The 11,138-nt window shown below is 71.7% G+C and carries 10 protein-coding genes and 1 pseudogene; 3 read left to right on the top strand and 8 right to left on the bottom strand.

The window, feature by feature from the left end; genetic code table 11:
- Positions 1–1,140, bottom strand: a pseudogene (locus AB0K82_RS36330) (hypothetical protein); the annotation flags it as partial.
- A 180-nt stretch (positions 1,141–1,320) separates the two neighbouring features.
- On the opposite strand from AB0K82_RS36330, the gene AB0K82_RS36325 reads away from it, so the two are divergent.
- Positions 1,321–1,539 carry a hypothetical protein gene (locus AB0K82_RS36325; protein ID WP_364405734.1) on the top strand — a complete coding sequence of 73 codons (219 nt, stop codon included), beginning with the start codon at positions 1,321–1,323 and terminating at the stop codon, positions 1,537–1,539.
- Positions 1,540–1,596: 57 nt separating this feature from the next.
- On the opposite strand, the gene AB0K82_RS36320 is transcribed toward AB0K82_RS36325, so the two are convergent.
- From AB0K82_RS36320 to AB0K82_RS36305, 4 genes are all read right to left on the bottom strand, one after another.
- Positions 1,597–1,968 carry a hypothetical protein gene (locus AB0K82_RS36320; RefSeq protein WP_364405732.1) on the bottom strand — a complete coding sequence of 124 codons (372 nt, stop codon included), beginning with the start codon at positions 1,966–1,968 and terminating at the stop codon, positions 1,597–1,599.
- A 241-nt stretch (positions 1,969–2,209) separates the two neighbouring features.
- Positions 2,210–2,617 (bottom strand): PaaI family thioesterase, encoded by a 408-nt coding sequence (locus AB0K82_RS36315; protein WP_364405730.1) that lies wholly within the window; start codon positions 2,615–2,617, stop codon positions 2,210–2,212.
- Positions 2,618–2,875: 258 nt separating this feature from the next.
- Positions 2,876–4,129 (bottom strand): class I SAM-dependent RNA methyltransferase, encoded by a 1,254-nt coding sequence (locus AB0K82_RS36310; RefSeq protein WP_364405728.1) that lies wholly within the window; start codon positions 4,127–4,129, stop codon positions 2,876–2,878.
- Positions 4,116–6,152, bottom strand: coding sequence for an APC family permease (locus AB0K82_RS36305; protein WP_364405726.1), 2,037 nt, complete (start codon positions 6,150–6,152; stop codon positions 4,116–4,118). Before AB0K82_RS36305 ends, AB0K82_RS36310 begins: the two co-directional genes overlap by 14 nt.
- Before the next feature lie 171 nt (positions 6,153–6,323).
- On the opposite strand from AB0K82_RS36305, the gene AB0K82_RS36300 reads away from it, so the two are divergent.
- Together AB0K82_RS36300 and AB0K82_RS36295 are read left to right on the top strand one after the other, a co-directional pair.
- A complete protein-coding gene (locus AB0K82_RS36300; RefSeq protein ID WP_364405725.1) occupies positions 6,324–6,992 on the top strand; it encodes a TrkA family potassium uptake protein in 669 nt (222 codons plus the stop codon).
- On the top strand, positions 6,992–7,651 hold the full coding sequence (locus AB0K82_RS36295) for a TrkA family potassium uptake protein (RefSeq protein ID WP_252778446.1): 660 nt from the start codon (positions 6,992–6,994) through the stop codon (positions 7,649–7,651). Before AB0K82_RS36300 ends, AB0K82_RS36295 begins: the two co-directional genes overlap by 1 nt.
- Before the next feature lie 54 nt (positions 7,652–7,705).
- Here AB0K82_RS36295 and AB0K82_RS36290 read toward each other — a convergent pair whose 3' ends face one another.
- The 3 genes from AB0K82_RS36290 to AB0K82_RS36280 form a co-directional block, all read right to left on the bottom strand.
- Positions 7,706–8,311, bottom strand: a complete 606-nt coding sequence (locus tag AB0K82_RS36290; RefSeq protein WP_364405741.1) for a DUF3159 domain-containing protein — start codon at positions 8,309–8,311, stop codon at positions 7,706–7,708.
- A gap of 305 nt (positions 8,312–8,616) precedes the next feature.
- On the bottom strand, positions 8,617–9,024 hold the full coding sequence (locus AB0K82_RS36285; protein WP_364405723.1) for an OB-fold nucleic acid binding domain-containing protein: 408 nt from the start codon (positions 9,022–9,024) through the stop codon (positions 8,617–8,619).
- A 55-nt stretch (positions 9,025–9,079) separates the two neighbouring features.
- Entirely contained in the window at positions 9,080–11,068 is a 1,989-nt protein-coding gene (locus AB0K82_RS36280; protein ID WP_364405721.1) for an APC family permease, read from the bottom strand.
- Positions 11,069–11,138: the final 70 nt, after the last annotated feature.

The raw sequence follows: 11,138 nt of genomic DNA, 5'->3' as shown, positions 1-11,138 counted from the left end.
CCGCACCGCGCACGCACCGCACGCCGGCTGCCGTCCCTCAGCTCCGCAGCGAGGAGCGGCCGGCTGTGCCTGCGCCGCCGCGCACGGCGGGGCCGCGGGCGCCTGCCCCGCCGGGGTCGCCGGCCTGTCCAGCGGGGCCGCGCAGGGCGGGTCGGCGGGCCCCCGCGGGGTGTTCTTTCCGGGGAGCGGCCGCGCGGGATCCGCCGTGGTGCCGCAGGGCGACGTGCCCGTGTCCTTCGCGAGGGGCCGCGTGCCCGGATCGTTCCCGGCCGGCCACGCGTCCGGGTCGTTCGCCACCGAGCTGCGGACGACGACCGCCTCGGCGGTGACCGGACCCTCGTTCGTCACGGAGATCTCGTAGGGGACCTCTCCCCCCGGCCGTACGGTCTCCGGCAGCACGTCCCCGGAGACCGCCAGGTCGGTGGGCTGCGACGCCGTGACCGGGGGGAAGGCCATCTCCCGCGTCGCGGACCCCGGCCGGCCCTCCCAGGAGACCTTGGCCGGGCCGGCGAGCGTCCGCCCGGTCGGCGTCTTCGGGTCCACCGTCGCGGTGAGGGCGCCGTGCCTGGTCTGGTGGGCGGGGAGGACGCCGATCTGGCAGATGAGGTCCCGGCCGCCCCGCCACCTGCACTTCGGCGGCATGGCGACGATCTTGAGGTCGCGATTCGGCCTGGTGGTGAGGGTGACGTTCCGCACCGGGGCCGCGCCGGTGTTCGTCACCGCGTACGGCCAGGTGTACGTCCTGCCGGGCACGACGGCGCCGTGCGGGCCCTGCGTGTCGAGGACGACCCGCGAGCGCGGCGGGAGGTGCCCGTCCCGGTGATCCCGGTCCGTGGTCGCGTGGTCGCCTCCCGGCCACGCCGAACGGTCGCCGTACCCCCAGGCGGCCGGACCGCGATCCCAGCCCGCGAGCCCGTGCTCCGAACCGGCGGGCGCCTGCTCCCGCCCGCCGGGCCGTACGTCGTGATCCCGTCCGGTGGGCCGGTGGTCGTGTGCGCGCCCCGATGAGCCGCCCGGCCCGTCGGCGTGCGCGGGTTCATGCGACGCGAGTAGCGGCGTGATCGTGAAGCACGAAACGGCCGCCGCCGCCGCGATGCCCCGGGTTCCGGCACGCGTGGCGCGGCCAGAGAAGTCGATCATCGTTGTCCCCCGTGACGTGCTTGGATGCTTTCGACAACGACCCGTTGTAACCGACCCCCGGATGACCTCCTAGCAGCGTGTCGGCGTGTCGTCACAAAGCGTGATGGTAAAAACCTGGGCGATCATGGCGAGATCAGAAACACGGCGATAGTTTCGATCACCCCGACCTAGGAGCCGACCGTGCCCGAGAAGAAGGTCACCGCGGCCGCGATCGCCGGTGCCGTCGTGACCATCGTCGTCTGGATCCTGCGCCTGTCCCACATCGACGTGCCAGCCGAGGTCGCGGCGGCGGCGACCACTCTGCTGTCCGCTGTCGCCGGTTACCTCGCCCCGCACACTCATCGTCCGGACCTGGAAGGCCCGGCGACCGCCCCCCGGACCCCGCCCGCCGCGCCCTGACGACGGGCCCGGCCGGCACAGGGACATCGGGGAGTCCTCAGCGCCTCCGGTCCGGCCTCACAGCCCCATGCGGTCCTCGCAGGCCGGGCAGGATGCCTCGAGGTAGCGGACGGGGATCTGCTCCTCGTTCCACTCGATCGACGCCAGGACCCCGCAGCCGAAGCACACCGGGCACAGGCCGACGCCCGAGAGGGCCTGCCGCACGGCGATCAGCAGCCGGCTGGGCGGCAGGCCGCGGATGACCTCGTCCACCTCGTCGCGCGTGCAACGGATGCGGATGTGCCCCGTCCCCTCGCACTGCGGGCAGTCCCCCATGCGCAGCAGAGGGGGGTCCTTCTGAAGGGTGACCAACTCGCCGCTGCCGATGCACATCTGACAGGGCATCACGATCCCCTGGAACGCCCCGTCGCCGATGGTCTCATCGCTCATGCGCCCTCCTTCGTCGGAGGAGTGACCAGAGGCGCTGTACTGACGATTCGCTCGCTCCGCTCGCTCATGCGACCTCCCCCTTCACGGCCACCCGGTTCGCCGGCCGCTCGGTCCCGGTACCGGATCGACCGGACCGAACCCTCACCTGCCAGCTTCCTCCACCGGGAGCCGCGGCACCGCTCTTTTTCCGAGGTCGCCCACCGCCCGAACTGCGCAAACTTCCCCGTATGGGAAAAGACGGCTAGCCGAGCAGGGCGTAGACGGTGGTGGCGTGGGCCGCGACGGCACCGTCGGCGGCCATCTCGATGTCCGCGAAGGCCAGCGTGCGACCGATCTTGGTAAGCCGCGCCGTGACGACCACGTCGGCGTCCACCACCGGGCGCTGGAAGGTGCTGGACTGCTGCACGGTCGTCATCGGCACGTACGCGCCGCGAGCCGCGGACACCGCGATCACCGTGGCCGTGTCGGCGGCGGCCATCAGGGCCTGGCCGGACAGCGCCCCACCCTCCCTGGCCAGCCTCGGCGACCAGGGCAGGCGCAGCACCGCGGCCCGGTCGCCGACCTCCTCGACGACCAGGCCCAGGTCCTGCACCCAGGGCGCGAAGTTCTCCTTCAGGATCGCGTTGCCGTCGGCGGCGCTCAGCGTCATGCCGCCATCATCCCCGAACGAAAGTCTCGGCCAAGCCCCTCATCGAAGCGGACATGCCGGGCGTATCCGCAGCCCCACCGCGCCTTCCCCGAGCCTTCGCGCCCCAGGCGGCGCAACACGCTCAGCGTCTGATCGCAGGTGACGACACGCCTTCACCGAGCGTTCGGCGCTCAGCTACGCCCACGAGCCGCTCCGAACCGCACCGCCGCGCCCGGTTCCGGGCGCGGCGGCACGCGAGGTCGGGGGGCCGGCGGCGGGTCAGCCTCTGACCAGGGTGGCGACGCACTCCACGTGCTGGGTCATGGGGAAGGCGTCGAAGGCGCGCAGCGCGGACAGCGTCCAGCCGTACTCGGAGAAGAACGCCAGGTCGCGGGCCAGGGTGGCCGGGTCGCAGGAGACGTAGGCGACGCGGCGGCCGGCGAGTTCGGCGACGCGCTTGACGACGTCCCGGCCGGCGCCGGCCCGCGGCGGGTCGAGGACGACGAGGTCGGCCTGGCGCAGGGTGGACCTGCCACGGCCGAACTGGATCTCGTCGATGACCTTCTCGACCTCCCCGCGTTCGACCGACACGTGCGGAAGGTCGCGGAGGTTGAAGCGGGCGTCGCGGACGGCCTGCCCCTCCGACTCGATCCCGACCACGAGGCCGTCCGGGCCGATCGCCTCGCCGAGCACACCGGCGAACAGTCCCGCGCCGCAGTACAGGTCGACGGCGATGTCGCCCTTCCGGGGCTCCAGCGCGTCCAGGACGGCCGCGGCGAGCGTCTCGGCGGCGCCGGGGTGGACCTGCCAGAACCCGCTGCCGCTGACCTGCCACAGCCGCCCGGCGGCCTCCTCGCGGACGAAGGGCGGCTTCTCCTCCCGTTTGCCGCTGACGAGGCGTACGGGCGCGTCCATGCGGGGAACGCGGGCGCGGCCCCGGCTGGACAGGACGGCCAGGCGGTCGCCGGTGGCGGCCGACGCGATGGCCTCGACGCCGGTCGCGCCGGACCAGCGCTTGCGCTCGATGCCGAGCGCCTCGACCTGCGGATGGGCGATCAGGCACTCGTCGATCGGCTCGATCTGGTGGGAGCGGTGCTTGCGCAGGCCGATCACGCCGTCGCGGCGGACCGCGAACTGCACGCGGGTCCGCCAGCCGAGGCCGTCCGGGGCGCCCGGCACCTCCTCGACGACGACGTCGCGGTCGATGCCGGCCAGCCGGCTGAGCTGCTCCTTGACGACCTCGGCCTTCAGCCGGCGCTGGGCGGGCAGGGACGCGTGCTGCCAGTCGCAGCCGCCGCAGCGGCCGGGACCGGCGAACGGGCACGGCGCCTGGACCCGGTCGGGTGACGGCTCCAGGATCTCCACGGCGTCCGCGCGCAGGAAGTTCTTGGTCTCCTGGGTGACCCGGGCCCGTACGCGCTCGCCCGGCAGCGTGTGCCGGACGAACACGACACGCCCTTCGTGCCGGGCCACGCACCAGCCGCCGTTGGCGACCGCTCCGATCTGGAGTTCGATCAGCTCAGACGATTCCACCGGCGGCACGGGTTCCCTCCGATTCGACTTCTTGCTCTGGGCCGTACGGGCGGCGCACGGAACCGGGGGCCGGCGGCTCCTGCCGGCCCTTGAGGCGGTCGGACGAGGCGAGCTGCCAGGGCACGCTCACGACCATCACACCGGGCTGGAACAGCAGGCGCGTCTTGAGCCGCAGCGCGCTCTGGTTGTGCAGCAGGTGCTCCCACCAGCGTCCCACGACGTACTCGGGCAGGAACACGGTGACCACGTCGCGGGGGCTGCGCCGCCGGACGCTCTTGACGTACTCCAGGATGGGCCGGGTGATCTCGCGGTACGGCGAGTCGAGGATCTTCAGCGGCACGGGCAGCTCGCGCGCGTCCCACTCCTCCTGGAGCTTCTGCGACTCCTCGGGGTCGACCCCGACGGTGACCGCCTCCAGCGTCGAGGGGCGCGTGGCCCGCGCGTACGCCAGCGCCCGCATCGTCGGACGGTGGAGCTTGGAGACGAGGACGATGGCGTGGTTGCGGGAGGGCAGGGCGACGTCCTCTCCGGTGACCGCCAGCTCGGCGGCGACCCGGTCGTAGTGCCGCCGGATGCCGCGCATCATGAGGAACAGCAACGACATCGCGACGCACGCGATCCACGCGCCGAGCAGGAACTTCGTGATCAGCACCACGATCAGGACGATCGCGGTGACGATGCCGCCGAAGGTGTTGATGGCCCGCGACATCTTCATCCGCCGTCGGGCGGCCGGGTCGGTCTCGGTCCGCAGCAGGCGGTTCCAGTGCCGGACCATGCCGGTCTGGCTCACCGTGAAGGACACGAACACGCCGACGATGTAGAGCTGGATCAGCGACGTCACCGAGGCGTCGTAGGCGTAGATCAGCACGCCGGCCAGCGCGCCCAGGATGATGATGCCGTTGCTGAACGCCAGCCGGTCGCCGCGGGTGTGCAGCTGGCGGGGCAGGTAGCGGTTCTGCGCGAGCACCGACCCGAGCACGGGGAAGCCGTTGAAGGCGGTGTTGGCGGCCAGCACGAGGATCAGCGCGGTCATCGTCGTCAGGTACGCGAAGCCCAGCGGGAAGTTGCTGAACACGCTGTGCGCGACCTGCGCGATCACCGGGTCCGGCGACACCTCCTTGCCCGCCCGGTCCAGGATGTGCGTGCCCATCGCCGGGTCGCCGAACTTGGTCTTCGTGATGTACGCCAGCGCGACGATGCCGCCGAACATGGACGCCGCGATCAGCCCGAGGGCCAGCAGCGTGGCCGCGGCGTTCTTCCCCTTGGGCTTCCGGAAGGCGGGCACCCCGTTGCTGATCGCCTCGACGCCGGTCAGCGCGGCGCAGCCGGAGGAGAAGGCCCGCAACAGCAGGAAGACGAGCGCGAACCCGCTGACGCCGACCGCCGTGCCGTGGACCGTCATGTCGGCGGTCGCGGCCCGGAGGTGCGCGCCGAACGCCATGCGCGTGAAGCCCCAGATCAGCATCAGGAAGACACCGAACATGAACAGGTACGTCGGGATGGCGAACGCGACGCCGGACTCCCGGATCCCCCGGAGGTTCATGATCGTCAAGATGGCGACGATGAGGAGCGCGGCGAGGACCTTGTGCGGCTGCAGGAAGTGCAGGAGGGCGGCGAGGTTCTCGATCCCCGAGGACACCGACACCGCGACCGTCAGGACGTAGTCCACCATGAGGGCGCTGGCCACCACGATGCCGGCGTTGCCGCCCAGGTTGGTGGTGGCGACCTCGAAGTCGCCGCCGCCGCTGGTGTAGGCGCGGACGTTCTGCCGATAGGACGCGACCACGGTGAGCATGATCACGACGACCGCCCCGGCCACCCAGGGCGTGAAGTGGTACGTCGCAAGCCCCGCGAGGCCGAGGGCGATCAGGATCTCCTGAGGGGCGTACGCCACTGACGACAGCGCGTCACTGGCGAACACCGGGAGGGCGATCGTCTTGGGGAGTGTCTGCTCGTGCTGCTGGGCGCTGCGAAGCGCCCGGCCGAGCAGAAGCCTCTTGACGAGGTCTGGAGCCTTCGACACGACAGGTAAGGCTAGTCGTTCCGGCGGCTGTGAGTTCCACCTCGCCCGGGGGATGAATGCAAGTGCCGTCCTTAAGACGGGTCAGGAAGTGCTCCGCACACCTCCGGCTGTGTAGGTTTCATCAGGTCAAGCGGAGCCAAGCGGACGGCACCGGCGCCGGGAAGGACGACCGTGCATATCGTGATCATGGGTTGCGGGCGAGTGGGATCCACCCTCGCCCACATCCTGGAGGACAAAGGCCATACCGTGGCCATCATCGATCAGAGCCCCGAGGCGTTCCGCCGGCTGCGCGGCGGCTTCAAGGGGCGCCGGATCACCGGGTTCGGTTTCGACCGCGACGTGCTCGTCGAGGCCGGGATCGAGCAGGCCTCCGCTTTCGTCGCCGTCAGCAGCGGTGACAACTCCAACATCATCTCGGCCCGGGTCGCCCGCGAGACCTTCGGCGTGGAGAACGTCGTGGCGCGGATCTACGACCCCCGGCGGGCCGAGGTCTACCAGCGGCTCGGCATCCCGACCGTCGCGACCGTCCGCTGGACCGCGGACCAGATGATCCGGCGGCTGCTGCCCGAGGGCGTGTCATCGCTGTGGCGCGACCCGACCGGCGAGGTGGTGCTGGCCGAGGTGCAGACGGATCCGAAGTGGATCGGCGCCAAGGTCGCGGCGCTGGAGGAGGCCGCCAAGACCCGCGTCGCGTACCTGTCCCGCATGGGCGAGGCGCTGGTGCCCACGGGCGACACCGTCATCCAGGACGGCGACGTCGTCCACGTGATGGCGGCGTCCTCCGACATCCAACGCATCAACGACGCCGTGTCCCAGCGGCCCGAGGAGAAGGTGGAGTAATGCGGGTCGCCATCGCGGGAGCGGGCGCCGTCGGCCGTTCCATCGCGCAGGAGCTCCTGGAGAACGGCCACGAGGTCCTGCTCATCGACAAGAACCCCCGCTCGATCAAGGTCGAGGCGGTGCCGCGCGCCGAGTGGCTGCTCGCCGACGCCTGCGAGATCGCCTCGCTCGACGACGCCGGCCTGGAGCGCTGCCACGTCGTCGTGGCCGCCAGCGGCGACGACAAGGTCAACCTGGTGGTCTCGCTGCTCGCCAAGACCGAGTACGGCGTCCCCCGCGTCGTCGCGCGGATCAACCATCCCAAGAACGAGTGGCTCTTCAACGAGTCGTGGGGCGTCGACGTCGCGGTCTCCACGCCGCGCCTGCTGTCCGCGCTGGTCGAGGAGGCGGTCAGCGTCGGCGACCTGGTCCGGCTGATGACCTTCCGGCAGGGTGAGGCGAACCTCGTCGAGCTGACCCTGCCCGAGGACGCCCCGCTGGCCGGCCAGCTGGTCGGCTCGGTGACGTGGCCGCGCGACACCGCGCTGGTGGCGATCCTGCGGGAGGGCCGGGTGCTGGTGCCCAGCCCGGACGACACCCTCGAGGCCGGGGACGAGCTGATGTTCGTCGCCAGCCAGGACGTCGAGGACGAGCTCGGCGACCTGCTGTCGGCGCACTGACCCAGGGCCTGTCTCGAAGTCTCCAGGACTTTGAGGCGGCCCCCTGAGTCCGAGTCAGGACTTCGAGGCGCCCGTGGCCGTCTCCATCGGCGTACGGCCACGGGCCAGCAGCCAGACCATGGCGGCCAGCGCCGCCACCTGCAGCGGCCAGCCCAGCACGACCTTGGCCGCGCCGAGCCAGCCGACGTGCCCCGCCAGGTAGAGGGGGTACTGCACGGCGACCCGCACCAGGCACGGGATGAGCAGCAGCCAGGTGAGCCGGGAGCACAGCCGGACGATGTCGCGGTCGCGGTGCCAGGCGGTGGGGTCGCCGGTGACCGATCCGATCAGGAACCCGACGACGGGCCAGCGCACGACGATCGACAGCAGCATCCCCGCGGCGTAGGCCGCGTTGTAGAGGATGCCGGGCAGGAACGCGTCGGCGGCCTTGCCCGAGCGCAGCGCGAAGAACGCCGCGATGGCGATGCCGAAGATGCTGTTGAGCACGAACTGGACGGTCGAGCGCTGCGCCAGGCGCACGACCAGCAGGACGACGGCGAGCCCGGCGCCGATGACCAGGGACAGCCGGAGCTGGTGGCCGACGATCCAGGAGACGGTGAAGCCGATCGTGGGGATCGCCGCCTCCACGACGCCGCGCGGGCCGCCGAGCGCCTTGCCCAGTTGCTTGCGGACGGCCTCCTCGACGGTGTCGTACGCGTCCCGCCGGGCCTCGCCGGACCCCGCCGTCTCCCCGTCCCCGTCGCGCGGCGCCCCGGCGGGAGTCCCCGCCGCGCCGTCCGCGTCGCGCCGCGCCCCGGCGGGAGTCCCCGCCGCGCCCTCCGTGTCGCGCCGCGTCTCGACGGGAGTCTCCGCCGCACCGCGCGCGTCGCGCCGTGCTCCGGCAGGGGTCTCCGCCGCGCCGCCCGCGGCCGACCGGGCCTCGGCGGGGGCCTTCGCGCCCTCGCCCTCCGGTCGGCGCCGATCGCTCATGATCCTCCCCGCAGTTCGTACCGCGGGTTGAACATCACCTTGCGGCCGTCCTGGACGCTCACCAGGCCCTCCGCGCGCACCAGCCGACCGGGCTCGATCCCGGCGATGCGCCGCCGGCCGAGCCACACCAGACTGATCACGTCCGAGCCGTCGTACAGCTCGGCCTCCAGTGAGGGCGCGCCGCCGCGCGGTCGGAGAGTCACGGTACGTAGCGTACCCGCCACGCAGGCGCGTCGGCGCACGGCGCACTTCTTGATCGGAGTGGCGCCCTCCTCGCCGGTGGTCTTCTGCAGCTCCTCGGCCTCGAGCTCCGCCTTACTCGACGTCAGGCGGCGCAGGAAGCCGCGCAGTCCCCGAGCGCCCTGTGCGCTCTCCTGCGCCGTACCGGCCGGCACTTCCTCCATGATTCGCAAGCGTAGGCCATCACCTGACGTAACAGACCACCGCACAAGGCTTGAATCATCTGATACTGGAGCGAACCCTGGTACGCGCGGCGAATTCCGCACCCTCCGTGTGCCGCGCGAGGGCCGCCTCCGCCGAGCCGAGCTGCCACGGGACACTGGTCATCATCACGCCGGGGCGGAACAGCAGGCGCGCCTTGAGGCGCAGGGCACTGTGGTTGTGCAGGAGGTGCTCCCACCAGCGGCCCACGACGTACTCGGGGATGAACACGCAGACGACGTCGCGCGGGCTCCGGACCCGGATCCGGGCGACGTAGTCGAGCACCGGCCCGGTGATGTCGCGATAGGGAGAATCGAGGATCGTCAGGGGTACGGGGATGTCACGCTCGGCCCACTCTCGCTCGAGCCGGTCGGCCTCCTCCGGGCTCGTGGCCACGCTCAGCGCGGTCAGCGTGTGCGGTCGCGTCGCCCGGGCGAACGCCAGCGCCCGCAAGGTCGGGGTGTGCACCTTCGACACCAGCACGACCGCGTGGATGCGGCTGGGCAGCGGCACGCCCTCCTCCCCCGGCTCGAGCTCCTCCGCGACCCGCCGGTAGTGCCGCTGGATCCCCTTCATCATCAGGAAGACCAGCGGCATCGTCACCACGACGATCCACGCTCCGTGTGTGAACTTGGTGAGCAGCACGATGACCAGCACGAGCCCGGTGAGCACGGCTCCGACCAGGTTGATCGCGCGGGACCGGTGGACGGAGCGGCGTTCCGCCGGGTCGGCGAGCCGGCGCAGCTCGTCGCCCCAGTGCCTGACCATGCCGCTCTGGCTCAGGGTGAAGGAGACGAACACCCCGAGGATGTAGAGCTGGATGAGCCTCGTCGTGCTGGCGTCGAACGCCCAGATCAGCGCGCCGGCGAGCAGCGACAGGATCACGATGCCGTTGCTGAACACCAGCCGGTCGCCGCGCCGCGCGAACTGCCGGGGCAGGTACCCGTCGCCGCCCAGGATCGAGGCGAGGATCGGGAACCCGTTGAACGCGGTGTTGGCCGCCAGCACGAGGACCGCCGCGGTGAACGCCTGCACCAGGAAGAACAGGATCGACCCGTGCCCGAAGACGGCCGCGCCGAGCTGGGCGATGACCGTCCTCTGCTGATAGCCGTGCGGCGCGCCGACGAGCTGGGCCGGATCGTCGGCCAGGTGCACGTGCGCGGCGCTCGCGAGGATCGTGATCCCGCCGAACATCGTGACGGCCAGCAGGCCCATGATCGTCAGCGTGGAGGCGGCGTTCCGGCTCTTGGGCGGCTTGAAGTTCGGCACGCCGTTGCTCACCGCCTCGACGCCGGTCAGCGCAGTGCAGCCCTGGGCGAACGCGCGCATGACGAGCAGGACGGCCGCCGCCCCGGCCGTGCCGTGCACGGCCCGCACCCCGACGGCGGCCGACTCGGCGGTCGGCGGGTGCCCGGTCGCCACGCGGAGCAGCCCGACGACCAGCATGAGGAGGATGCTCGCGACGAAGCCGTACGTCGGGATCGCGAAGGTCGTGCCCGACTCCTTGACCCCCCGCAGGTTCATCACGGCGAGCACCGTGATCAGCGCCAGCGAGACCGGGACCGCGTACGGGTCCAGCGCCGGGAACGCGGAGATGACGTTGGCCACGCCCGCCGCGACCGACACCGCGACGGTCATGACGTAGTCGATCAGCAGCGCGCTCGCCGCGACGAGGGAGGCGTTCTCCCCGAGGTTGGCGCGGCTGACCGCGTACGCCCCGCCGCCGTTGGGATAGGCGTGACAGGTCTGCCGGTACGAGGTGGTGACCACCAGGAGCAGGAAGACGACGCCCGCCCCCACCCACCAGGAGAGCGCGAGCATCGCCAGGCCGCCGAGGCTGAGCGCGAGCAGGATCTCCTCGGTCGCGTACGCGACGGAGGAGAGGGGGTCGCTGCAGAAGACGGGGAGCGCCAGTTTCTTGGGCAGCAGCGTCTCGCCCATCTGCCCGGTACGCAGCGGCCGGCCGACGAGGAAGCGCTTGGGCAGCTGCAGCACGGCTTGCTTCACGATTGCCAGCAAACCGGCCCGAACCCCCCGAATCCGCGTCCCCTAACACCCTTCTTACGCGCGCGGGCCG

Source organism: Actinoallomurus sp. NPDC052274 (genome assembly GCF_040679475.1).
Lineage (GTDB): Bacteria > Actinomycetota > Actinomycetes > Streptosporangiales > Streptosporangiaceae > Actinoallomurus > Actinoallomurus liliacearum.
This window is presented reverse-complemented; position numbering and strand designations above follow the sequence as displayed.

What these genes read in the sequence shown, in the direction of transcription:
- AB0K82_RS36315 (WP_364405730.1), bottom strand. Translation starts at nt 2,617, where the DNA reads ATGACGCTGAGCGCCGCCGACGGCAACGCGATCCTGAAGGAGAACTTC.
- AB0K82_RS36285 (WP_364405723.1), bottom strand. Translation starts at nt 9,024, where the DNA reads ATGGAGGAAGTGCCGGCCGGTACGGCGCAGGAGAGCGCACAGGGCGCT.
- AB0K82_RS36320 (WP_364405732.1), bottom strand. Translation starts at nt 1,968, where the DNA reads ATGAGCGATGAGACCATCGGCGACGGGGCGTTCCAGGGGATCGTGATG.
- AB0K82_RS36295 (WP_252778446.1), top strand. Translation starts at nt 6,992, where the DNA reads ATGCGGGTCGCCATCGCGGGAGCGGGCGCCGTCGGCCGTTCCATCGCG.